Source organism: Streptococcus mobilis, assembly GCF_059727625.1.
Map to the genome: position 1 here is coordinate 448,664 of NZ_AP041823.1, position 24,460 is coordinate 473,123.

The 24,460-nt window shown below is 41.3% G+C and carries 23 protein-coding genes; 18 read left to right on the forward strand and 5 right to left on the reverse strand.

Annotation, left to right across the window (positions count from 1 at the left end; all coding sequences use genetic code 11):
* Nucleotides 1–24 precede the first annotated feature (24 nt).
* From AC6IZR_RS02165 to AC6IZR_RS02235, 15 genes are all read left to right on the forward strand, one after another.
* Entirely contained in the window at nt 25–801 is a 777-nt protein-coding gene (locus tag AC6IZR_RS02165; RefSeq protein WP_049488973.1) for a class I SAM-dependent methyltransferase, read from the forward strand.
* Nucleotides 802–806: 5 nt separating this feature from the next.
* Nucleotides 807–1,532, forward strand: a complete 726-nt coding sequence (locus AC6IZR_RS02170; protein ID WP_065426843.1) for a class I SAM-dependent methyltransferase — start codon at nt 807–809, stop codon at nt 1,530–1,532.
* A gap of 13 nt (nt 1,533–1,545) precedes the next feature.
* Nucleotides 1,546–2,481 (forward strand): ABC transporter permease, encoded by a 936-nt coding sequence (locus AC6IZR_RS02175; RefSeq protein ID WP_497848689.1) that lies wholly within the window; start codon nt 1,546–1,548, stop codon nt 2,479–2,481.
* A complete protein-coding gene (locus AC6IZR_RS02180; protein ID WP_021153854.1) occupies nt 2,478–3,266 on the forward strand; it encodes an ABC transporter permease in 789 nt (262 codons plus the stop codon). The genes AC6IZR_RS02175 and AC6IZR_RS02180 overlap by 4 nt, the downstream gene beginning before the upstream one ends.
* Nucleotides 3,263–4,777, forward strand: a complete 1,515-nt coding sequence (locus tag AC6IZR_RS02185; protein ID WP_049498616.1) for an ABC transporter substrate-binding protein — start codon at nt 3,263–3,265, stop codon at nt 4,775–4,777. Before AC6IZR_RS02180 ends, AC6IZR_RS02185 begins: the two co-directional genes overlap by 4 nt.
* Nucleotides 4,777–6,186 carry an ABC transporter ATP-binding protein gene (locus tag AC6IZR_RS02190; protein WP_497848690.1) on the forward strand — a complete coding sequence of 470 codons (1,410 nt, stop codon included), beginning with the start codon at nt 4,777–4,779 and terminating at the stop codon, nt 6,184–6,186. The genes AC6IZR_RS02185 and AC6IZR_RS02190 overlap by 1 nt, the downstream gene beginning before the upstream one ends.
* A gap of 259 nt (nt 6,187–6,445) precedes the next feature.
* Complete coding sequence (locus AC6IZR_RS02195) at nt 6,446–7,024, forward strand: HD domain-containing protein (protein ID WP_021153850.1); 579 nt, start codon at nt 6,446–6,448, stop codon at nt 7,022–7,024.
* Nucleotides 7,025–7,160: 136 nt separating this feature from the next.
* Nucleotides 7,161–8,009, forward strand: coding sequence for a Cof-type HAD-IIB family hydrolase (locus AC6IZR_RS02200; protein WP_269796134.1), 849 nt, complete (start codon nt 7,161–7,163; stop codon nt 8,007–8,009).
* Nucleotides 8,010–8,642 carry an SGNH/GDSL hydrolase family protein gene (locus tag AC6IZR_RS02205; protein ID WP_497848691.1) on the forward strand — a complete coding sequence of 211 codons (633 nt, stop codon included), beginning with the start codon at nt 8,010–8,012 and terminating at the stop codon, nt 8,640–8,642.
* A gap of 148 nt (nt 8,643–8,790) precedes the next feature.
* On the forward strand, nt 8,791–9,186 hold the full coding sequence (locus AC6IZR_RS02210; RefSeq protein WP_003013309.1) for a CopY/TcrY family copper transport repressor: 396 nt from the start codon (nt 8,791–8,793) through the stop codon (nt 9,184–9,186).
* An 18-nt stretch (nt 9,187–9,204) separates the two neighbouring features.
* On the forward strand, nt 9,205–9,576 hold the full coding sequence (locus AC6IZR_RS02215; protein ID WP_003013285.1) for a cupredoxin domain-containing protein: 372 nt from the start codon (nt 9,205–9,207) through the stop codon (nt 9,574–9,576).
* 11 nt (nt 9,577–9,587) lie between these two features.
* Nucleotides 9,588–11,810, forward strand: a complete 2,223-nt coding sequence (locus AC6IZR_RS02220) for a heavy metal translocating P-type ATPase (RefSeq protein ID WP_497848692.1) — start codon at nt 9,588–9,590, stop codon at nt 11,808–11,810.
* Between the two features lie 502 nt (nt 11,811–12,312).
* Complete coding sequence (gene spxB / locus AC6IZR_RS02225; RefSeq protein ID WP_497848693.1) at nt 12,313–14,088, forward strand: pyruvate oxidase; 1,776 nt, start codon at nt 12,313–12,315, stop codon at nt 14,086–14,088.
* 254 nt (nt 14,089–14,342) lie between these two features.
* Nucleotides 14,343–14,690 (forward strand): VOC family protein, encoded by a 348-nt coding sequence (locus AC6IZR_RS02230; RefSeq protein WP_070586877.1) that lies wholly within the window; start codon nt 14,343–14,345, stop codon nt 14,688–14,690.
* Nucleotides 14,691–14,878: 188 nt separating this feature from the next.
* Nucleotides 14,879–16,318: a 6-phospho-beta-glucosidase gene (locus AC6IZR_RS02235; protein WP_070586879.1), complete on the forward strand. Its 1,440-nt coding sequence runs from the start codon at nt 14,879–14,881 to the stop codon at nt 16,316–16,318.
* Between the two features lie 114 nt (nt 16,319–16,432).
* Here AC6IZR_RS02235 and AC6IZR_RS02240 read toward each other — a convergent pair whose 3' ends face one another.
* Nucleotides 16,433–16,966, reverse strand: coding sequence for a hypothetical protein (locus AC6IZR_RS02240; RefSeq protein ID WP_070586881.1), 534 nt, complete (start codon nt 16,964–16,966; stop codon nt 16,433–16,435).
* 203 nt (nt 16,967–17,169) lie between these two features.
* Here AC6IZR_RS02240 and AC6IZR_RS02245 point away from each other — a divergent pair, with 203 nt between their 5' ends.
* Nucleotides 17,170–17,859 carry a response regulator transcription factor gene (locus AC6IZR_RS02245; RefSeq protein WP_070586883.1) on the forward strand — a complete coding sequence of 230 codons (690 nt, stop codon included), beginning with the start codon at nt 17,170–17,172 and terminating at the stop codon, nt 17,857–17,859.
* Complete coding sequence (locus tag AC6IZR_RS02250; protein ID WP_497848694.1) at nt 17,859–18,746, forward strand: sensor histidine kinase; 888 nt, start codon at nt 17,859–17,861, stop codon at nt 18,744–18,746. Before AC6IZR_RS02245 ends, AC6IZR_RS02250 begins: the two co-directional genes overlap by 1 nt.
* 20 nt (nt 18,747–18,766) lie before the next feature.
* On the opposite strand, the gene AC6IZR_RS02255 is transcribed toward AC6IZR_RS02250, so the two are convergent.
* The 4 genes from AC6IZR_RS02255 to pabB all read right to left on the reverse strand — a co-directional run bounded on the left by AC6IZR_RS02255 (nt 18,767) and on the right by pabB (nt 23,109).
* Nucleotides 18,767–19,519: an ABC transporter permease gene (locus AC6IZR_RS02255; RefSeq protein ID WP_497848695.1), complete on the reverse strand. Its 753-nt coding sequence runs from the start codon at nt 19,517–19,519 to the stop codon at nt 18,767–18,769.
* Between the two features lie 54 nt (nt 19,520–19,573).
* The gene (locus tag AC6IZR_RS02260) at nt 19,574–20,482 is read right to left on the reverse strand and encodes an ABC transporter ATP-binding protein (RefSeq protein WP_497848696.1); all 909 of its coding nucleotides are present in this window, start codon (nt 20,480–20,482) and stop codon (nt 19,574–19,576) included.
* Between the two features lie 285 nt (nt 20,483–20,767).
* The gene (locus AC6IZR_RS02265) at nt 20,768–21,382 is read right to left on the reverse strand and encodes an alpha/beta fold hydrolase (protein ID WP_497848697.1); all 615 of its coding nucleotides are present in this window, start codon (nt 21,380–21,382) and stop codon (nt 20,768–20,770) included.
* Nucleotides 21,382–23,109 carry an aminodeoxychorismate synthase component I gene (gene pabB, locus AC6IZR_RS02270; protein ID WP_497848698.1) on the reverse strand — a complete coding sequence of 576 codons (1,728 nt, stop codon included), beginning with the start codon at nt 23,107–23,109 and terminating at the stop codon, nt 21,382–21,384. The genes AC6IZR_RS02265 and pabB overlap by 1 nt, the downstream gene beginning before the upstream one ends.
* 118 nt (nt 23,110–23,227) lie before the next feature.
* On the opposite strand from pabB, the gene AC6IZR_RS02275 reads away from it, so the two are divergent.
* Complete coding sequence (locus AC6IZR_RS02275; RefSeq protein WP_497848699.1) at nt 23,228–24,253, forward strand: acyltransferase family protein; 1,026 nt, start codon at nt 23,228–23,230, stop codon at nt 24,251–24,253.
* Nucleotides 24,254–24,460: the final 207 nt, after the last annotated feature.

Genomic DNA, 24,460 nt, shown 5'->3' on the forward strand with positions numbered 1-24,460 from the left:
CGAGTTGAAAAGGGAGTAACAAATGTGAACCTGTTAGAAGAAATACAAAACTATTGGAATCATCGGTACACAGGCTATTCTAAAGTGAATGAAAAAGAATTAGAAGGAACTCAAAGAGAAAGTTGGAAACAACAATTGCAACGATTGTTACCAGCTAACCAAAATGTTAAAGTGTTAGATATAGGAACAGGCCCTGGGTTTTTCACAATTATTTTAGAAGAATTAGGTTATACAACTATAACTGGTATTGATGTTTCCAATAACATGCTAGAAGTTGCCAAAGAGAATATTCAAAAATATGGCAAAGGCCATTCAAGCATCCAACTCATGAAAATGGATGCCCAAAATTTAGATTTTAAACCAGAAAGTTTTGATATCATTGTTAGTCGAAATTTAACTTGGAATCTAGAAAAACCACAACAAGCTTATTCAGAGTGGTTAAAAGTCTTGAAACCAAATGGAACCTTATTGATTTTTGACGCAAACTGGTATGCGTTTCTTCAAAATGAATCATTAGAAAAAGAATTTGAAAAAAAACGCCAAAAAGCTGTTGAAGAGAAGTTAGAAGATTATTGGCAAGGTGAAGGGATTGATGAGGAAAAAATGGATTGGATTGTTCAGCAATTACCTTTGACCTATCAACAAAGACCACAATGGGATATAGACTATTTTTCTTCACTGGAAGGGATCTCAGTAGAAACGGAAGAAAATTTTGGGGATTTAGTGTGGGATTATGAAGAACAATTAAATTATGGAGCAACACCGATGTTTTGTATCAAAATCGTAAAGGGGGATAAGTGAAGGCCATGGAACAAACCATGCATGAACGAGTTGAAAATTATTGGACAAATCGAAGTTCTTCTTTTTTAGAACAACGAACAAGAGAGTTTCATAGTCCCTTAAAAGATAGATGGATTACAGAATTTGAAAAATATTTACCACAAAAGAAACTGTTAAAAATTTTAGATATTGGTTGTGGAACAGGATTCTTTACAGGAATTTTAAGTCAGATGGGACATGAAGTAATCGGAATTGATTTAACAAAGGAAATGATCCATTTAGCTACTGTTTTTGCTAAACAGGAAAAGTTCGATGCACAATTTTTAACTATGGATGCTCAAAATCTAGCATTTGCGGATGCAAGCTTTGATATAGTGATTGCAAGAAATGTTACTTGGACATTACCAGATGTTCCGAAAGCTTATCGTGAATGGCTTCGAGTATTAAAAAAAGGTGGGTTACTTATTAATATTGATGGAAATTATGGTGCTTCTAGTATGACGGATACGAGTCATTTACCACAGCATCATGCTCATCATCATTTAAGTCAAGATACTTTAACAGAATGCGAACTGATTCAAAGAAGTTTATCCATTTCTAGTGAAGTACGACCTCAATGGGATGTACAATATTTATTAAATCAAGAAGTTGACTCTCTGCAAATTGATCGATCTATTAGCCAAAGGATTTATCTAGAAAAAGATGAATTTTATAATCCAACACCTTTATTCTTACTATGTGCTAAAAAGTAAGGAGTGGAAATAATTGTTTAAAGTAATGAAAAGAATTTTAACCATATTTATACTTTTTGTTGCCATTTCATTTTTTGTATTTTTACTCATTCATATAGCTCCTAGTGATCCTGCTTCTGTCAAAATGTCAGTTGGAACGGGTCGTGTCTCTACAGAAGCTCTTGCACTCATGCGTGAGGAAATGGGACTGAATCAACCCTTACTTGTACAATATGGAAATTGGCTCCTTAAATTTCTTCAAGGAGATTTTGGAAAGAGCTTAATATCAGATATCCCGACTAAGAATTTAATGATTCCAGCCGTTATGAATACGGTTCAATTGGCAGTGATAACATTAATGGTTTCACTAGGAATTTCCATCCCCTTGTCTATATTTTTTGTACGATGTCACAATCGGATTGTAAAGTCACTCTTTCAATTGGTTCTGTTTTTCAACATGTCATTACCGTCTTTCGTGATTGGTTATTTCTTAATGTATGTATTTAGCGTTCAATTAAGATGGGTTCCTTTACTAGCTAAACAAGGGGGGAGTGGTTTAATATTACCGGTTACGACGCTTGTTATTCCAATGAGTGCAAAATTTATTCAACAATTTTCGGTCTTGTTAGAACAAGAATTACAACAGGAATATGTTAAAGTGCTTTATTACCGTGGAATAGAAGAGTCAAAAATCTTTCAACGACATTTATTGAAAAATATATTGCCTACGATGGTGACCATTATCTTATTATCGTTTGGTTCTTTAATGGCGGGTGTCGTTGTAGTAGAAACCATTTTTTATTGGCCAGGAATTGGGAAGTTATTAATGGATAGTATTCGTTCGAGAGACTATCCACTCGTACAAATGATTGTAGTTTCTATTAGCTTTTTATATTTAGTGCTCACTCAAATTTCTGACGGAATACAAAATAGGACAGATACCCGTATTAAAGGCGGTGACTTGTCATGACAAATAAGAGAAAATGGAAAATTGGCATGATTGTTTTAGTATTTGTATTACTATTATGGAGTACATTATTTTTAAACTATGAGACGATGAATGCCAATGCTGTGTTAAGTCCACCAAATGCTAGTCATTGGTTTGGTACGGATGATTTTGGTCGAGATATTTTTATTCGAGTGATTGTAGGAGCTAGATATTCGATTGGAGCTTCTCTCTTCATTGTTGGTTTATCTTATTTAGGAGGAATTCTTTTAGGAGGATTAGCAGGGATATTTGGTGAGCGGATTGATAGAATCATAACGAGTATCATTGATATTTTGTTAGCCATTCCTAGTTTACTCATAGCTATTACGGTAGCTGGAGTATTAGGTGGAGGGTTAAGAAATGGGATCATTGCTCTTGTCATTAGTTATTTACCTTATTATGCCAAATTAACAAGAGGAGAAATTCGTAAAATTAAAGTTCGAGAATATGTCACAGTGATGTATATGCAAGGAGCTCCATTGTGGTATCGGCTGATGACGATTTTAAAAAATATTCAACGACCATTAGTGACGTATATGATCGTCAATATTTCAAGTACGATCTTAAGTTTAGCAACCTTATCTTTTTTAGGAATAGGAGTGAAAGTCCCTCAACCAGAATGGGGAGCTATGTTAAATGAGGGAAGATTATCGTTTGAACAAGCGCCATGGTTAATGATTGCTCCAGGACTTGCGATTACGCTAACGATTATTATGTTTAACGGAATTCATCATTGGATTCAACAGACGAAAGAGAGGAAAATATGAAATTAAAAAATTTGTTATGCATCATTGCAGCAGCAGTATTAGTTGGATGCGCACCTGTACATCCAACATCTCAACAACAAAAAGGTAGCCAAAATTCAATTTTGAAAATTGGGGATCCTCAATTTACAGCAGGGATTGATCCAGCAAAAGATTGGGAAGGCTGGTTTACCATTCGTTTTGGGATTGGCGAAACCTTATTTCGTTTAACAAATGACTTTCATGTAGAACCTTGGTTAGCATCCTCTTATAAGAAGATTGATGATCAAACATGGGAAATTCATTTAAAAGAAAATGTAAAATTTTCAAATGGAAATCCTGTTAATAGTGATGCAGTCATTGCTAGCCTGAAAAGAGTAGGAGAAAATCATAAGGAAGGTGAAATTTTTAAAACAGCTACTTATACAGCGAATAATTCACAAACTTTTACAGTTCATACTGAAAAACCAAGTCCTCAATTTATTCATGAATTAGTGGATTCAAAAACGGCCATTGTAGATGTAACAAGCAAGGATAAAATTGTAGGAACAGGCCCTTATGAGGTGAAAGAATTTAAACCAAATGATTCCATTTCATTAACGGCTTCGACTCATTATTGGGGTGGCAATGCTTCCATTAAGGAAGTTCATTATCAATTAATTCCGGATCAAAAAACATTGGAATTAGCGATTAAATCAAAAGAAGTAGATGGTGGAGTAGATTTAAATGATGATGTAGCGGATTCATTAAAGAAAGATTCTTCCGTACAAGTGTATAATCAATCAAGTACAAGAACCTATCATTTAGAATTGAATAAAGCAAGATTGCAAGATAAAAAAGTTCGTCAAGCTATTTTATATGCGATTGATAAAAAAGAATTGACACAAGATTTCTTAAAAGGTCATGTAACTCCTGCAGATGGTGCCTTTTTAGATTCAAGTATTTATTCAAGTGGTACTTTTGCTAATAAACAATACCAACCAGAAATGACGAAAAAATTATTAGAAGAAGCCGGCTATAAAACGAAAAATGCAGATGGTATTCTAGTTAATGCACAAAATGAACCATTACAAATTGTTCTAAAAACATATAAGAGATTAGCCAATGAAAAAATTGCTACAGCTTTGCAACAACAATTGAAAAAAGTAGGGATTGATTTGAAAATTGATATTCAAGAAACTGTCGATGGATTTAATCAATTAGATTATGACATTGCATTAGCTTCCTCATTAACATTGGCAACGGGAGATCCTTATTACTTCCTAAATGCAGCTTTATCGAGTGATGGGGCATTGAATTATGTGAAAAATTCAGATCAATGGTTAGATGAAAAAATTTCTGCCTTAGCTCATGAAGAAGATGCGGATAAACTACCTAGTGAAGTAGCAAAAATTCAAGACTATGCGAAAGACGAAGCAGTTGTTTATTACATTGGATTTGTCAACTTACATGCAGCAATGAACAATTCTATTCATCATTTTGAACTATCTCCGTCTGATATCTATCAAGTTACGAATAAATTGGTAAAAGACTAATGGAAAAGACTATTTTTGAAGTCAAACAATTAAACGCCTCATACGGACAGGAAGTAATTCTCAAAAATTTAGACTTTTCTATTAAAGAAGGAGAAGTCATCGGGATAATTGGCGAGTCCGGTATTGGAAAATCGACTTTTTTAGAATGTTTACTTGGGAATATTCATCAAAAGGTCATGATGAATGCGAGTGAAATGAAGTTTTTAGAAGAAAACTGGTTGACCTTATCTAGTAAAAAGAGAAGAGAATATTTACGACAAGATATTGGCATCATTTTTCAAAATGGACAACATAGCATAGATCCCTTATTTACAATTGGACAACAGTTGGAAGAAATAATGCTAGAAGCCAATCCTCAAAAAATAATTGAAGCACTGAAAATGGTTCAATTAGAAGAAAAAGTATTACAATTATATCCTCATGAATTATCTGGAGGAATGTTGCAAAGAGTAATGATTGCAATGGCGTTTATCAATCATCCGAAATTAATCATTGCGGATGAACCCTTTAGTGCTTTAGACGTTCCATTGCAAATGGAAATGATGCAATTAATTGTTCATCTTGCAAAGCAATATCGTACAGCAACGATTATGGTGACTCATCAACGAGAGTTAGCGTATAAATTTTGTACAAAAGTGTTGACTTTAGAAGAGGGGGAATTAGTCGCACAGAAGGAAGATTCTCATAAGAAATTCAATTTTAATCGATTATCGAATGAGAAAAAAGAAACATTTTTCCAATTGAAACATGTAACAAGCCATTATAAAGATGAGAATGTGATTCTTAAAAATCTTACAGTTGATATTCCAAAATATGAAGTAACAGGAATCATCGGACATTCAGGAGCTGGGAAAACAACTCTTGCAAGGATTTTATCTGGCTTTATTCCATATGAAGGCCATATTCTGATTGAAGGAAAAGAATTAAGAGAAGTATTGGCTCAAGAAAAACAAAGCTATTATCGAAGAGTTCAATATTTATTCCAAAATAGTTTATTATCTTTTAATCCGAATCAAACGATATTGAAAAGCTTAGAAGAACCATTAAGATTTATTCGAAAAATAAAGGATCGTTCAGAACGGATTCGAATGATACAGGAATTATTTACAAATCTCGAGTTAGAATTGGATTGGTTAGAAAAATATCCTCATCAATTATCCGGAGGGCAATGTCAAAGGTGTGCCATTGCAAGGGCAATATTCGCACAACCAGAGTGCTTGATTTGTGATGAAATAACGAGTTCGCTAGATGATGCGAATCAGGAAAAAGTGATACAAGTTTTGCAAAAAGTTCAAGAGGAAACAAATATGACGATAGTCTTTATTAGTCATAATCAGTCGTTAATTGAAGCGATTTGTTCAACCGTCGTTGCTTTAAAAGAGGGTCAATTGATAGAGACTTTAATTTGAAGAACGAGCAGTGAATAATCCTAAACTGGTTTGTGTTGCCAAAAACGATTCCTATTTTAGTAAGCTCCACTGTCAAAATGGAGCTTCCTTCTGAGCTAACCGGTCAGGATCGGTTAGCTTTTTTCTTGCTCTTGTTAGAAAAAAGGAAGAACTTGGAAAAGGAGGGACATTTTCTTTTTGCAAATACGGGAATTCATTTATGGAAAACCTGATTTTTGGTATGATAGTCGTAATTTCGAATAGGGAGGTTGGAGTCGCCATGAGTGATTTGAATCAGACAGTTGATTTTATTAAAGAAATCGAGAAATTAAAGTCAGTAACAAGGTTTAATAGAACCCTTGATGGACGGTTTGAAAATAGTGCCGAGCATTCCTGGCAGGGTGCGATAGCTGCGATGGTTTTGCAAGATTATTATCCTGAAAAATTGAATATGGAAAAGGTCATGTTTCTGTTATTGATTCATGATTTAGGTGAGATTTATGCCGGAGATACTTGGGTGTTTGATGATGAAAAAAAGGTTCATGCTCATGATAGAGAGCTAGCATCTATAGAAAAAACAATGAGCCTCCTTCCAGAAGCAACCTATTTGAATATGAAAAATTTGTGGTTGGAGTTTGAAAAAGGACAGAGTCCTGAGGCAAGATATGCAAGAGTGATTGACGCTTTGGTACCACTGATCAATCACTTGGAAGTGTCAGAAGTAAATTATAATCCCGATCATATCCGTTCAGAGATGGTATTAGAAAAGAAAAAATTTATAAAAAATGAGTCCAAAGCGTTATGGAAACTGACGGAAGAGTTGGTTCAGGAAAGTGTAGAAAAGGGATTATATTTATGATATCACTTGGTCTTTAGTAGCAACTTTCAGACTAAAAGTAAACCACCTGTTTTCACGGGTGGTTTTGACTTGCTTGATCTGTGGTATAATGGGAACAGATAGTTTGCACCCTATGAAAGGGAAAAGGTTAGATTGTATGATTAAGTTGATTGCAACAGATATGGATGGAACCTTATTAGATGAACGAGGAGAGGTGGACCTTCCGCGTCTGGAAAGGCTTTTGGACCACTTGGATCAAAAAGGGATTCGCTTTGTCATTGCGACGGGAAATGAAATCCATCGCATGCGCCAGCTCTTGGGTCCCTTGGTCAAGCGGGTGACCCTGGTCGTCGCCAATGGAGCTCGGATTTTTGAGAATGACCAGATGGTTCTAGGAAAATTCTGGGATCGGGAATTGGTGGAGGCGGTTCTTGCTTATTTTAAGGGCCGGGAAATTTCAGATCAGTTGGTTGTATCAGCTGTCAATGGTGGCTTTGTCAAGGAAGGCACGGTCTTTACAGAAGTTGAAAAATTCATGCAGCCGGAAGTGATTGAAGCCTTGTACAAGCGAATGAAGTTTGTTCCGGAATTGACAGCCGATTTGTTTGACCAGGTGCTTAAAATGAGCTTGGTGGTTGGCTTGGATCGTCTTGATCAAGTGAGTCGGGAAGTCCAACAGGCTTTTGGAGATCAGCTCATGGCGGTTTCGAGCGGTTTTGGGAGCATGGATCTCTTACAAGCAGGTATTCACAAGGCTTGGGGACTGGCTCAATTAATGGAGAAATGGCAGCTCGATGCTAGTCAGGTCATGGCCTTTGGGGATAGCGGAAACGACATCGAAATGCTTGAAATGGCTGGTCACTCCTATGCTGTGGCCAATGCAGAAGAAGCTGTCAAGGCTGTTGCCAAACACCTAGCGCCGAGCCATCAAGAAGGCGGTGTCTACCAAGTGATCGAAGAGTATCTAGGACTGACCCTCTGGGAACAAGTGAAAGGAAAGAAGTAGATGGCGGTACAACTGTTAGAAGACTGGCTCTTAAAGGAGCAGGAGAAAATTTTAACAACCTATCGGGAGCTCAATCAAGCCCCTCTGAAGGAGCCTGGTTTGATCTTTATCGGGGACTCTATCATGGAGTATTTTCCTATTCATGAACTATTACAAAGTCCTAAGCACATGGTCAATCGAGGAGTGCGAGGCTATAAGACGGATCTCCTTCGTAAGCATCTAGATGCCCATGTCTTTGGGACGACGGTGGATCAGATCTTTCTCTTGATCGGGACCAATGATATCGGAAAAGAAATTCCACAAAAGGAAACCTTAGACAATATAGAATCGGTCTTACAAGCAATCATGCGGGATTTTCCGCTGACCCACATCAACCTGATCTCGGTTTTACCGGTGAGTCAAGAAGAGCGCTACAAGCAAAAGGTCTATGTCCGGACCAATGAAAACATTCAGGCCCTCAATCAGGCCTATCAAGAATTGGCCCAAGCCTACCACCAGGTCAGCTATGTCGATGTGTATTCGTCTTTATTGGATGAAGTGGGGCAGTTAGCAGAAGCCTATACGACAGATGGCCTCCATCTAAGTGTGGCCGGGTATCGCATCCTAGCTCAAGCTTTGCAGGAGATATTATAGAGATAAAAATAGGGAGTGAAAAAAGCCCAACTAGACAAATTTTCAAAGGAAGATTTGTTTTTTTTAAAACTTTTTGTTGACAAATGTAAATCTTAGGTGTAAAATAGCATCATAAGATTTACAAATGTAGATTTAGAAAGGAGAAGCCATGCAAATTTCCAATGCGGAATGGCGCATCATGAAGATTATCTGGATGGAAGGCAAGCAAACCAGCACGGATTTGATCGCCGTCTTGTCCGAGCGCTTTGACTGGTCGAAGTCGACCATCAAGACTCTCTTGACCCGCTTGGTGGAGAAAGGATGTTTGACTAGAGAAAAATCAGGCAAAGCCTTTGTTTACTCGGCTTTGTTGAAGCAGGACCAGGGTTTAGACTTGGTGGTTGAGGATGTGAAAGACAAGGTTTGCTCAAAAAGAATTGTCCAGGTGCTTGAAAACTTGATTCAGGAGAGTGACTTTACGCTTGCAGATCTTAATCAGCTGCAGCAGGTCCTCGAAGAAAAGAAAGCAGAGGCTGTCGAAACAGTCCCTTGCAATTGTATGTAATAGAAAGAAGGAAATTCCATGTTTGGATTGTTAATTAGTATTGTTTGTTTACTTGGGGTTGCTTTTATTGCTTGGTGGTTCTTTGCAGAGCATGAAAAGGTAAGCGGCCACGCTCGTCAGAAATCAGGTTATCAAGAAATTGAAGTCGAAGTCATGGGGGGCTATTCGCCTGAAACCATTGTCCTGAAAAAGAATGTTCCAGCCCGGATCATCTTTAATCGCAAGGATCCATCTTCATGTCTGGCTCAAGTGATCTTTCCAGACTTTGGCGTTCATGAAGATTTGCCTTTAGGTGAAAAACATGTCATTGAAATTACGCCAGAAAAAGCGGGCGAATATGGGTTTTCATGTGGAATGAACATGATGCATGGTCAAATGATTGTGGAATAAAGGAGTTAGGTATGGTAGAAAAACAAAAAGCAGTTGTGGAAAACGGAGTGCAAAAGATCCGTATTACAGCAGAAAAGGGCTATAGTCCCAAAGAATTTCAACTTCAAAAAGGGATCCCTGCTGAAATCACCTTCCATCGGGTCAATCCTTCCGGCTGTTACAAGGAAATTTTGTTTGAAGATCAGGGGATTTTAGAGCCTTTGGAAGTCGGTGTGGATAAGGTGATATCCTTTACCCCGACAGAAACAGGGGACTTCGAGTTTTCATGTGGAATGAAGATGCAAAAGGGTTCCTACACGGTTGTGGAAAAACGCCGTCGTGTCTTAAGTTTACGGGATCGCTTTTGGATTACTAGTATCTTTACCCTTCCTTTATTAATCTTGATGATCGGGATGTGGGCAGGACTTGTCTCCCATCCAGTCAATCGCTGGGGAAACTTTCTAGCGACAACGCCGATCATGTTGGTAGCAGGAGTTCCTTTTATCAAGAGTGCCTGGGCCTCATTTAAGAAGCACCATTCCAATATGGATACCTTGGTAGCTCTTGGAACCCTAGTAGCCTATGTCTATAGTGTATTTGCCCTTTTTACTGGTCAGCCAGTATACTTTGAGGCTGCGGGTTTTATCATCTTCTTTATCCTCTTAGGACAAATCTTTGAAGAACGGATGCGTAACAATGCCTCCGAGGCTGTGGAAAAGTTGTTGGATTTGCAGGCAAAAACAGCTCAAGTTCTCCGTGATGGGAACTATGTCGAGGTGGCGGCAGAAGATATCCAAATTGGTGACTTGATTCGGGTCCGTCCTGGGGAAAAGATCGCGGTTGATGGGACGATTGTAGAAGGAAGTACGACCATTGATGAGTCGATGGTGACAGGTGAAAGCTTGCCTGTGGAAAAATCAGTTGGTGATGCAGTGATCGGCTCCACTATCAACAGCAATGGGACCATTCTCTTTAAGGCTGAAAAAGTCGGTAGTGAGACCCTCTTATCTCAAATTGTGGACTTTGTCAAAATGGCCCAATCCAGTCGTGCTCCTATTCAAGATTTGACGGATAAGATTTCAGGTATCTTTGTTCCAGTGGTGACGATTTTGGCCATTGCGACTTTCTGGGTTTGGTCCGTGCTTCTGGGCGCGTCGCTTCAAGAGGCCATGCTCTATGCAGTCTCTGTCCTCATTATTGCCTGTCCTTGTGCCCTTGGTTTAGCAACCCCAACAGCCCTGATGGTCGGAACCGGCCGTAGTGCCAAGATGGGGGTTCTGATTAAAAATGGAACAGTTCTTCAAGAAGTGCAAAAGATTCAAACCGTTGTGTTTGATAAGACAGGGACTATTACTATTGGTCAACCACTTGTAACCGATGTTGTAGGAGATGAAGCGCGTGTCTTGACACTGGCTGCTAGTCTTGAAACTTTTTCAGAACATCCACTAGCCCAAGCGGTGTTATCCCAAGCAGAAGAAAAAGGTTTGGTGTTATCCCCTGTGGAAAACTTCCAAGCGATTGAAGGAAAAGGGGTCCAAGGTCAGATCGACCAGCAGTTGGTGACCTTGGGAAATGGTAAACTTCATGACGGGACAGCGATGGATCCGGAGCTTGAAAAACGGATGGTAGAGTTGCAAGAACAGGCCAAAACAGTGATCAGTTTGTCTGTGGATGGGCAAGTGATTGGCTTGATTGCCATTCAAGATGCTCCGAAGGCCAGCTCAAAAGAAGCGATCAAAAAGCTCAAAGAACGGGGCTTGAAAACGGTCATGTTAACGGGGGATAATGAACGGGTGGCCCAAGCTATTGCTAAGCAAGTGGGAATTGACACCGTCATTGCTGATGTCCTTCCTCAAGAAAAAGCTAGCGCCATCCAAAAACTGCAAGAAACTAGCAAGGTCGCCTTTGTTGGAGATGGGATCAATGATGCTCCAGCTCTCTCGATCGCGGATGTGGGGATCGCTATGGGATCTGGAACGGATATTGCGATCGAGTCCGGTGGCATCGTGCTCACGCAAAATGATTTGCTTGGCGTTGTGCGCGCCTTTGACATGAGTCAAAAGACCTTCCGCAGGATTTTACTCAATCTCTTCTGGGCCTCTATCTACAATCTCCTTGGGCTTCCAATTGCTGCTGGAGTCTTTGTAGGACTGGGATTGACCCTCAATCCAGAACTAGCAGGTCTTGCCATGGCCCTTAGTTCTTTGTCTGTTTTGATTAGCTCTCTGCTTCTCAATGTTGCGAAAATTGATTAAATGAAACAAAAAGAGAGTGGGACAGAAATCGGTAATTCGTTAGAATTCGATTTCGTCGTCTCACCTCCGCACAGTTGAGTAGGGCTGTAAAAGCTAATGAAATTAGCGTAGTAGAGCCTACTCAACCACTGCGTCTTGCTCGACAATCCAAAAACAGTTAAGAGGCTAGGACTTTTGTCCCAGCCTCTTTTTGTTCGATTTCCTACAGCTACAAGCCTTAGAGGTGCATGCAAATTATAATAAAATATCCTATTCTACTATAGTTTGTGAAATTTTCTCAAAATCAGCATCTGTTATGTAATAGGGATTGAGCATCTCTGAGCAGATTCTTATACATGTGACTCTCTTTGTGATAAATTAATACTGTAATCGTTTTGTAAATCGTTTTCATGAGAAATGTCAGAAAAAACTCATTTTCAAAACGAAACCTGATCGCAAAGATGGAGTAGAAGCGCTATGCTACATTTTTAAAGGATCAAAATAGATTTAAAGGAGAGTTAGAATGACTCAAGGGAAAATTACTGCATCTGTAGCAATGCTTAATGTATTGAAAACATGGGGCGTAGATACGATCTACGGTATCCCATCTGGAACACTTAGCTCACTTATGGACGCTTTGGCTGAAGACAAAGATATCCGTTTCTTGCAAGTTCGTCACGAAGAAACTGGTGCTCTTGCAGCGGTTATGCAAGCTAAATTTGGTGGCTCTATCGGGGTTGCAGTTGGTTCAGGTGGACCTGGTGCGACTCACTTGATCAACGGTGTTTACGATGCAGCTATGGATAACACTCCATTCCTTGCCATTCTTGGATCACGTCCAGTTAATGAATTGAACATGGATGCTTTTCAAGAATTGAACCAAAACCCAATGTACAACGGTATCGCTGTTTACAACAAACGTGTAGCTTACGCAGAACAATTGCCAAAAGTAATCGATGAAGCTTGCCGTGCTGCCGTTTCTAAAAAAGGTCCAGCCGTTGTTGAAATTCCAGTAAACTTTGGTTTCCAAGAAATCGACGAAAACTCTTACTACGGATCAGGTTCTTATGAACGTCACTTTATCGCTCCTGCCTTGAACGAAGTGGAAATCGATAAAGCTGTTGAAATCTTGAACAATGCTGAACGCCCAGTGATCTACGCTGGTTTCGGTGGAGTTGGTGCGGGTGATGTGATCACTGAATTGTCTCGTAAAATTAAAGCACCAATCATTACAACTGGTAAAAACTTCGAGGCCTTCGAATGGAACTACGAAGGTTTGACAGGTTCTGCATACCGTGTTGGTTGGAAACCAGCCAACGAAGTGGTCTTTGAAGCAGACACTGTTCTTTTCCTTGGTTCAAACTTCCCATTTGCTGAAGTTTACGAAGCCTTCAAGAACACTGAAAAATTCATCCAAGTGGATATCGATCCTTACAAACTTGGTAAACGCCATGCTCTGGACGCTTCAATCCTTGGGGATGCAGGTCAAGCAGCCAAAGCAATCCTTGTCAAAGTGAATCCAGTTGAATCTACTCCATGGTGGCGTGCAAACGTTAAGAATAACCAAAACTGGCGTGATTACATGAACAAACTCGAAGGTAAAACTGAGGGTGAATTGCAATTGTATCAAGTTTACAATGCAATCAACAAACATGCTGATCAAGATGCGATCTATTCAATCGACGTAGGTGACACTACTCAAACATCTACTCGTCACCTTCACATGACACCTAAGAACATGTGGCGTACATCTCCACTCTTTGCGACAATGGGTATTGCCCTTCCTGGTGGTATCGCTGCTAAGAAAGACAATCCAGATCGCCAAGTATGGAACATCATGGGTGACGGTGCATTCAACATGTGCTACCCAGACGTTATCACAAACGTTCAATACGACCTTCCAGTTATCAACGTTGTCTTCTCAAATGGTAAATATGCCTTCATCAAGGACAAATACGAAGACACAAACAAACACTTGTTTGGTTGTGACTTCCCTAATGCTGACTATGCGAAAATCGCTGAAGCTCAAGGAGCTATTGGATTTACAGTTGACCGTATCGAAGACATCGACGCAGTCGTTGCTGAAGCTGTTAAATTGAACAAAGAAGGTAAAACTGTTGTTATCGATGCTCACATCACTCCACATCGTCCACTTCCAGTAGAAGTACTTGAATTGGATCCAAAACAACACTCAGAAGAAGCTATTAAAGCCTTCAAAGAAAAATACGAAGCTGAAGAGCTTGTACCATTCCGTCTCTTCTTGGAAGAAGAAGGGTTGCAATCACGCGCAATCAAATAATTCTGCTCGTCGAAAATCAAATGTAAATATTGTAGACTTCTTTATTAGGTTACTGCCGACGATTCCATCATTGAAACCTTAATTTTCAATGATGGAATCTAGTGCGGAGCCTAGAAAAAGTCCCAAAGGATTTTTCGTAGTTTGATGAGCAAAGTTTTACCATCAAACTTGGTTCCGCCTTGTTTATTCATTGATTTTCATAGAGACGAACTTAAAAGATCGGAGCAATCCGGTCTTTTTCTGGAGGATAGTAAATGAATTTAAATCAATTAGATATTATCGTTTCAAATGTTCCTCAAGTCTGTGCTAGCTTGGAACGTATCTTGGACAAAAAGGCGGACTATGTTGACCAAAATTTTGCTCAGTTCACGATTGGCAGTCACTGTCTCATGTTATCCCAAAACCATTTGATACCTTTGGAAAATTTCCAGTCAGGAATCATTCTTCATGTCGAGGTTGAGGATGTAGACCAGAACTACAAACGATTGAAAGAGCTTGGTATCCAGGTTTTAAACGGTCCAGTTGTAACCGATTGGGGAACAGAATCTCTGCTAGTTAAAGGCCCTGCTGGTCTAGTGATTGATTTTTATCGTATGAAATAGGTAATTCTATTATCAAAAAATTTAAACGTTCTTGGAGTGGAACTTAAAAAGGTCGGAGCAATCCGGTCTTTTTTCTTGTATGAGAGTAGCAAATACCTTAGAATAGTATCAGTTTTTCATAGGATCTTGTAGGATTTTTTGGAAAGAGAAGGGTATAATAGAACTATCAAATCAAGTGAGGCAGAGAGATGACCGACAAACTTCAATTTCCAGATGGTTTCCTTTGGGGTGGTGCGACGGCTGCTAACCAGTGTGAGGGAGCTTATAATGAAGATGGCCGTGGCTTGGCTAATGTGGATGTGGTGCCGATTGGGCCTGATCGGCATGCTATTATTACGGGTCAGAAAAAGATGTTCGACTTTGAAGAGGGCTATTTTTATCCGGCTAAAGATGGCATTGATATGTACCATCGCTACAAGGAAGACATTGCCCTCTTTGGGGAAATGGGCTTTAAAACCTATCGTTTGTCCATTGCCTGGTCTCGGATCTTCCCTAAAGGAGATGAACTAGAGCCGAATGAAGCAGGGCTACAGTTCTATGAAGACCTCTTTAAGGAGTGCCACAAGTATGGCATTGAACCCTTGGTGACCATTACCCACTTTGACTGTCCCATGCATTTGATTACCGAGTATGGAGGTTGGCGCAGTCGTAAGATGTTGGAATGTTATGAACGTCTCTGTCGGACCCTCTTCACTCGCTACAAGGGCTTGGTCAAATACTGGCTAACCTTTAATGAGATCAATATGATCCTCCATGCGCCTTTTATGGGAGCGGGTCTCTGCTTTGAAGAAGGGGAGAATGAGGAGCAAGTCAAATACCAGGCGGCTCACCATGAATTGGTCGCTTCAGCCATTGCTACCAAGCTAGCCCATGAGATTGATCCTAACAATAAGGTCGGCTGTATGCTAGCAGCGGGTCAAAACTATCCGCATACCTGTGCTCCGCGGGATGTATGGGCTGGTCTAGAAGAAGATCGTAAGAACTATTTCTTTATCGATGTGCAGGCGCGTGGGGAATACCCTAACTATGCCAAGAAAGAGTGGGAGCGTCAGGGGATCACGGTCGAGATGACGGAACAGGACCTTCAATTGTTGAAAGACCATACAGTTGACTTTATTTCCTTCTCCTACTATGCCAGTCGGGTCGCTTCAGGGGATCCAGCTGAAAGGGAAAAAACAGCGGGCAATATCTTTGCCTCTCTGAAGAATCCCTACCTAGAAAGCTCAGAATGGGGTTGGCAGATTGACCCTCTTGGTCTCCGCATTACGCTGAACACCATCTGGGATCGTTATCAAAAACCTCTCTTTATCGTAGAAAATGGACTAGGTGCCGTTGATACCCCAAATGAAGCCGGGGAGATTGAGGATGACTACCGGATTGATTACCTGGCTGCCCACATCAAGGCCATGCGGGAGGCCATCCATGAAGATGGTGTTGTCCTCTGGGGCTATACGACTTGGGGCTGTATTGACCTCGTCTCTGCCGGGACAGGAGAAATGAAGAAGCGCTACGGTTTTATCTATGTCGACCGGGACAACGAAGGCAAGGGAAGCTTGGCCCGCTCACGTAAGAAATCCTTCTATTGGTACAAAGAAGTCATTGCGACCAATGGGGCTTCTGTTGAATAAAAGTTTTCGGTACTTGCTGGCCGACTTTCTCCTCTCAACGAAAAAGCTTAGAATCCCAACCACAAGCTGGGGTCCTAAGCTTTTTGTATGTAGTTTAGCCAAGTCATTACGGATTTACTGGTCGTAATCTAAGACATTGTTCTCGATGACAAACTTAGATTCAGCGGAAATGTTGGCTGCTCCTAGTTGCAACTGAGAACTTCCGTCTGGCTTCATGATGTGCCACTGACCGTCCTTGTGGGCAAAGATAGCCTGAAATGTGACGTTATCACTCTTGTCTCGAATTGGTAGAACAAATGCTTGATCAGTATTCTCTAAGAGAATCTCTTCTTTTTTTTCAAAGTTATAGATATAAAATTGCCCAGTTCTTTGTCCCAAACCATGGAGTTCATCGACTTTTTGCCAATTCTCAAACTTATTCCGAACAAGGGATTCATTATAAATCTTGTTGAAGGTTTCGTTGCGTTTCTTCGTTTCTTCCTCGTCTAGTGTTTTCTGAAACTCTGCAACCTTTTTAGTCGTTTGAATGGTTTGTCTGTTTTGCTCCCTGATTTGCTGGCGGTGGATGACTCGCATCATTCTTGCAGCAACGCCCAGGATGACAAGGATGGATACAAGACTGATTTTAGTTTTAGCATTATTTTTCATAGATGAGTCTCCCTATTGTGTCATTGGTCCTATTATACCCTTTGAAAGAAAAGATCGTCAAGTTCATCTTGTGATGATCTAACATGCAGATCTAGCTGGGTACAATAGAATTTTATCAGATTTTCATTGACGAAGGTCCCTTTATTTGATAGGCTAGGGGAATAGAACTGATTTCGCAAGAAAAGAAAAAAGGAGCGAGGCAAGTGACACGGATTTTATTAATCGAGGATAATAATGATATCCAAGAAATTTTATACAGTCTCTTAAGTGAAGATCATGAGGTCCTTCAGGCTTTTTCAGGTACAGAAGGGCTGCGGCTCTTCCAGCAAGAAGCCGTTGATTTGGTCCTTCTGGATATCATGCTTCCAGGGAAAAATGGGGATCAGGTCCTTGAGGAGATCCGTTTGCAGAGTCAGACACCGGTTATCATGATGACCGCTCTGGGAGACAAACACCTCATTAGCCAGTATCTCCTTGCAGGTGCCAATGATTATATTGTCAAGCCCTTTAATCTGGACGAAGTGGCGGCTCGGGTGACGGTGCAGTTGAGAAATCAACCGACGGTAGCACAGGAATCTCAAGCGTCGCAAAAGCGATCCTTTAAGAATTTGGTCTTAAATCCAGAAACCTTTGAACTGGAGTCCGGCGAACAGACGCTTCGATTGGGCAAAAAAGAATTTCAAATTTTTGAGACCTTGCTGGCGCATCCAAAGAAGATTTTCACCAAAGAAGAATTGTATGAAGCTGTCTGGGAAGAAGTCTATCTGCCTGGAGACAATACCCTCAATGCCCAATTAAGCAATCTTCGAAAGAAAATTGCCCAGCTTGACCCAGATGAGGACTATATTGAAACGGTCTGGGGCTTGGGTGTTCGCTTGAAAGGAGACAAGTAATGTGGGTTTTAGTTCTAATTCTTGTCGTCCTTGTCCTTCTCTTGGGACTGGGCTACCTTCGCCTACTCTCTGCTCTCAAAGATTTGCAGGAGCAGATTCAACAGAAGCTCCAAAATGGGAGTGGAGTACGGTTAACGTCACGTGTTTCAAAAAAAGAATTGGTCGCCTTGACCAAGCAGGTCAGTGATCTCTTTGATCAGATCGAGCGGACCAATCGGATTGCCTTTCAAGAGAAAAAGACCTTGGATATGGCCATCAGTAATATTGCTCATGATATTCGGACGCCTTTGACCATTGCATCTGGCTATACCCAACAAATCATCAAGGGTGGGACGCAGGAGGAGGAAAAGCTGAAGAAAATTGCTTCCAATCTTCAAGTCGTCTCAAAACGCCTGGAATCTCTCTTGGAATACAGACGCTTGATGGAGGGAGCAATTCAGCCTCGGATTTCAGACGTCGATCTCAGCCAAGTCCTGACCCAGCAGTTGTTCCAGTATTATGATAGCTTGTCTGAAGCGGGGATTGACTTAGAAGTGGAGATGGAGGAGCATCTTCATTATGCTACGGATCCAGAGCTCTGGGAGCGCCTCTTGCAAAATATGCTCAGCAATGTCCTCAAACATGGAAAGGAGCAGGCCCGTTTGACCTTGACCTCAGACGCGGACACGATTCGGGTCGATCTGCGCAATATTGTGCAACAACCGATCCAGCACTTAGACCAATTGGCTAGTCGATTCTACTCTGAAAATCTCTCGGATACAGAGGAGTCTTCTGGCTTGGGTCTCTACATTATTCAAAATTTTGTAGAGATCTTAGGCGGGGACTTGCAATTGGCAACGGAGGCAGATTGGTTTGTTTTGAACATTACATTAAGAAAAAAGGCTTGAGCACCGCTCAAGCCTTTTTGTTATAAATCTTTGTGTTTGAAAGTAGTCAGTCCTAGGAAGCCAAAAACAAGGATGAATCCAAGGGCAATCGAGAGAGTGTTGTTCGTTGCTGTCGTACTTTGAACCATGGAATATTGGAATTCCAAGTTTAAATAGTGGAGAATATCAATATCTTTAAAGAAAAGCGCAGGTAGACTTAAGAGGATATTTCCAATGAAGTAGCCAACGAAGGCCAAGGTGATGGATTGGCTAGCGTAGAGGAGGAAGGAAATAATACTGACCCAAGCCAAGGTGGAAAGGAACTGAATCAGCACGGTCAGTCCAAAATGAGCAAGGAAGTGCTCTGGCATGGTGCCAAGTCCATTGTAGAGAGTCGCGATCAAGAAGACGAGACCATAAGAAACAAGAAATTGAAAGAGAGCAATGGTCAGGACAACGGCGCTTTTGGCAAAGTAGTAGCTGGTACGCGAAACACCATAGGCCAGGCTATTCTTGTATAAGTTTTGCGTTAAGTCTGTTCCCAGGACCAAGGTGATGACAATAATGGTAAAGAGGATAGTCACACTGATGCTGGAAGAGTAGTTGGTCAAAGCTTTAAAGCCTGTCCAAACTTCGGTTGCTTGGGGTAATTTGGATTCCGTATTGACGCCGACGTGGCCGGTAGCTCCAAAGATGACTCCAAACAGGATGTTGAGAACGAGAATGGCTTCTGTAATCCAAAAACCTTTGGAGCGAAAAAGTCTGTAAAAATCTGCTTGAATGGTATGCAACATGATAAATCTCCTAAATGAAATATGTGGGATAAGTAATACAAGACGGTGGGTTGATTAGTCTACCAAGTCCGTAAAGAATTTTTCCAGATCTTGGCGGGCATAGTAGATTTCGTCCACGTCAATATCCGCTTGAACGAGGGCTTTGACAATGACTTTAATATCGTGAGTCTGTCCGAAGATATGGATTTCTCCATCCTTATCGATGACCTTGATACGGTGATGGAGTTGATCCTGGATCAATTGACTCGCAAGGGCTAGCTGACTGGTCTTGAGGATGATGTAGTCTTCTCCTTGTTCTTCGAATTCAGCCTTGCTAATTTCTTTGATCAGGTGTCCTTGGTCGACAATACCAAAACGATTGGCAACAAGATAGAGTTCAGAGAGGATGTGACTGGAAATGAGGATGGTCATGCCGAGTTCATCATTGAGGCGCTTGATCATCTGACGGAATTCCTTGATTCCGACTGGATCGAGACCATTGATGGGTTCATCCAAAATGAGGAAATCGGGCTTGGCAATGAGCGCAATCGCAATTCCCAACCGTTGTTTCATCCCTAGTGAAAAATCGCGGAATTTCTTCTTACCCGTATTATTCAGGCCGACATAGTTCAGGTTTTCTTTGATGACCTGGTCGGGATTGGGAATATGGCGAGCCTTGCAATAATAGACTAGGTTTTGATAAGCGGTCATATGCTTGTGGGCCACGGGACTTTCAATCACGGATCCGACCCGTTTCAGAGCTTGGGTCCACTGGGAGCGATTTGTAGAAGAAAAGAGAGAGACGCTTCCGTCAGTTTCTTGAATCAGCTGGGTGATGACTTTGATGAGGGTGGTTTTCCCAGCCCCGTTTTTACCGATCAGGCCGTAGACGTCGCCTTTGCGAATGGTGAGATTCACATCATTTAAGGCGTATTGTTGACCAAATTTTTTACTCAAATGGGAAATTTCTAATACTTTTTCCATGGTTTTCTCCTTCGTCCAAATGACTAGTTGTTTTCTTTACACTCTTAGTATACAGCTTGCTTTTCAAATAACTATCAAGCAATTCTCAAATATTTCTAAAAAAAGAGAGTGGGACAGAAATCGGTAATTCGTTAGAATTCGATTTCGTCGTCCCACCTCCGCACAGTTGAGTAGGGCTGTAAAAGCTGATGAAATCAGCGTAGTAGAGCCCACTCAACCACTGCGTCTTGCTCGACAATCCAAAAATAATTGAGAGGCTAGGACTTTTGTCCCAGCCTCTTCATTTTAAAACCCAGCGACAAACTCTTTGATGGCTTGGGCCAGTTCATAGGGTTTCTCGGTATTGAGTAGATGGCCTCCGTTTGCGATTTCTTGATAGCGACCTTTTGGCAGGAGTTTGGCCAATTTTTTAGAAGAAGATTGATTGGCCCAATCTTTGCTACCACAAACAACCAAGCTAGGGAGAGGGCAAGCTTTAACGGTATCGGTTAAATTGAGTCCTTTTAATTCGGTCAAGATTTGAAGCATCTGTTGTTTATTGGCATCTTGTTTTTCAAAGACATGCTTGGGAAGTAGACGAAAGAGAAGGATCTGGAGCCGATAGAGGGGATTGGTGTTGAGTTTGTATTGTGTTCCTGCAAGGACCAAGCCCTTGAGTTGCGGGAAGTCTTGTCTGGAGAGATCAAGAGCGAGCACGCCACCTAGTGAGAGTCCTATCAGAATAAAGGGTTCGCTTTCTTGCTGGAGGCGCTCCGTCAACCTTTCTTTGACTTCCCGATAGCTTTCTTTTGGATGGGAGAAAATATCAAAAGTTTTGGAGTGCAAGGGTGAAAGTGCAAATTGGACTCCTTGCCAAGAGAGGACATCTTGCCCTAGTCCATGTAAAAAAATCAGTTTCATCAGGAATCCTTTCTTTGAAAATCGAGTTCGTAGAGACCACGAAGAGCATTGCAGGCATAAATACGATCAGCGTCTGTTAAATCGTTCAGAGTTAAGAGTTTTTCTTCAACTTGCTGGGTCTCAAGAAGATGGCGCCGATAAATGCCATCGAGTAAGGGGAGGTGAGCTGGTGGGGTATAGAGTTGTCCCTCTATCTCCAGCACCAGATTGCCAATCGTCGTCTCCAGTAAGGTTCCATCTGGCAGATGGAAAATTTGCTCGTGATCTGACTGGCAGAGATGGTCTCTCTGACTCGTTTTGAAATAAGTAAATGGCGTCGCTAAATTAAGCTTCTGCTCGGTCAGTTGGGCCTGTAGATAGCTAGCTGGCAAGTCGGTCAGCTCTGTGATCTCTAGGTGGAAGGTACCGTTTTTTTGCAAGGCAATCCGACAACGATAGTCAAGGTTGGACTCCAAATGAGCAAGCTCTTCTTGAAGTTCTTTCAGGAGTTTTTGCTCATCATAAGGATAGGCAAAGTAGCGACTAGCCTCTCTCAAACGGGTTAGATGTTGCTCCAGGAAAGTCAACTCTCCTTGGTGGATGCGGCCAGTCGTCAGGAGCTCAAAGCGAGGCTCTTGCCGGTAAAGAACAGCCGATTTTTGCTTGGTTTCCTGGTATTCACTTTCCCACTTACTGTCCCAAGTGATGCCTCCTCCTACGCCATAGATGGCTTGATTTCCTTGCATTTGAAGGGTCCGGATGGCTACATTAAAAATCCGTTTCCCTCTTGGAAGAAGGATGCCGATCGTTCCACAGTAGACACCTCGAGGAGCCTTCTCCGTCTTTTGGATGATTTCCATAGTGGAGATCTTCGGTGCCCCTGTAATCGAGCCACAAGGAAAGAGAGCTCGGAAGGTTTGGACCAGGTCGATCTCAGATCGCAAGCGACTTTCAATGGTCGAGGTCATCTGCCAAACGGTGGAGTATTGCTCAACTTGGCAAAGATGGGTCACCTGCTCACTTCCAATCTCCGAAATTCGGTTCATGTCATTGCGGAGGAGGTCGACGATCATCATGTTTTCTGCTCGATTTTTCGGATCGGCTTCTAACCAAGCAGCCTCTTGAAGATCCTCTTGGTTTGTGAGACCACGGCGCGTCGTTCCCTTCATAGGGCGCGTGGTCAGTAGCCGGTCGTCTTGCTCAAAAAAGAGCTCAGGGCTAATGGAGAGGATGGAGACATCATCGTGCTGGATGAAGGCATTGTAATGGGCCTTTTGCTCAACCACTAAGCAGTTGTAGATGGCCAAAGGGTCAGACTTTAGCTCTTGAGAAAGCTGGACAGTGTAGTTGACCTGGTAGGTATCTCCCTGGCGGATATGGTGATGGATGGTCTCGATAGCTTCTTGATAAGCAGGTGCCTCTACCTCTTCCTTCCAATTGGCTGGAAGATCCACTGCTTCATAGTCCTCTGGAAAAGGAAGGGTTTCGACCTCCTCGTGGATCGTAAAATAGAGGAGATACTCTCCCATGAGAGGGGCTGGATGGACAGCAAACTTCTTCTCAATAGCAGGAGCAGCCTCATAGCTGACATAGCCGACTGCATAAAAGCCTTTCTCTTGGTAGGCTTCGACTTCTTTAAGAAGAACCTCTACCTGGTCGAGGTTTCTAGTTTTTAATTCCTTTATGGGCTTGGTGAAAAGGTGGCGTAAACCAAGCTCTTTAAAATCAATGATGGTTTGTTTATGCATGCTTTGAGTATATCAAAAATAGAGGAAAAAAGGTAGATAAGGATGTAAGATTCCTTGCTTGACCTTCCCTTTCATGCTAAAATAACCATAGAAACTGCTTTGGGCAAGGAGTAGGAACATGCCAAAAAATCCCCTCTATAATACTTCTAGTATTAGTCTCTTTCAATACCTGTTTGCGATTGCAGTGATATTGGTGCATAGTGGTCGCTTGACCTCCTATGAGCCACTGCATTTTGGTCTTAAGAGTATGCTCGGCCGGCTAGCGGTGCCATTTTTTATCGTCAGTGCCAGCTTTTTCCTTAGGCAATCACTAGGGAATTCTCAGAAAATGAAGGCCTATCTGGCCAAAATTGTAAAAACCTATTTGTTTTGGAGTTTTGTTTACCTTCCTTATGCTTGGCTCTTTTTCTCTAGTCTTCATCTTCCTGTTTATCTCTTTCCGGCTGGTGTGTTCGTAGCTCTGATCTACTTGGGAATGTGCTACCAACTCTGGTATATTCCGGCCTTTCTACTGGGCTTGTTTTTGGTCAATCAATTAGTCAAACGCCTAGGCATGGTTTGGACGGGGGTGATCACTTTTCTTCTTTACTGCTGGGGCTTGATCGAGACCTATTCGGCTTATCTGGACACCACAAGTCTTCTCAAGGGTTACCAGCTCTACAGCAATTTATTTTTTACAGCGCGAAATGGTCTCTTTTACACGCCCATTTTTATCTATATGGGTTACTATTTGTATGATCATTTTCATGCACAAGCTTTTAGCATTCACCGTTGGCAAAAGCTAGCCTTTGCTTTTGGTTTGCTCTGCCTAGAAGGAATCATCATTTTTCAACACGAAGGAATTGATAAGAACTTTTTCTTTCTTCTTCCTTTTGTGACCGTTTATTTGGTCAATTCCTGCCTGCGATCGTCCTTTTTGAAAAGCTATGATTTACAGTATTTAAAGCAAATGAGTATAGCCCTTTACTTTTCGCATCCGATCTTTATCGAGTGGGCTCGCTATGGCTTTAGCAGCCTCCCCCTTACTTATCCAGATAGGGGTAAGCTGATTTTTGTGACTGCCTTGTTTGGTAGTCACCTTTTTGGACTAGCTATGCTGTGGGTACGAGATAAGAAGAAAAATCAAAAAACTTCACCAATCTAGGATAAGATGAAGTCTTTTTTATGACTTAGTAAGGGCAATTTCCTCTAGCTTTGTGTAGCTTTTTTCAATTCCCGAACGTTTTCAAGAAAACTTCAGAAAATTCTTGACTTCTATGAAAATCGGCGTATGATTAGTTGTGAACTGTTGAACAATCCTTTTCAAGAGAATCCCTGATGTCGACTAAGGGATCTGTGAAAGGAGAAGCGG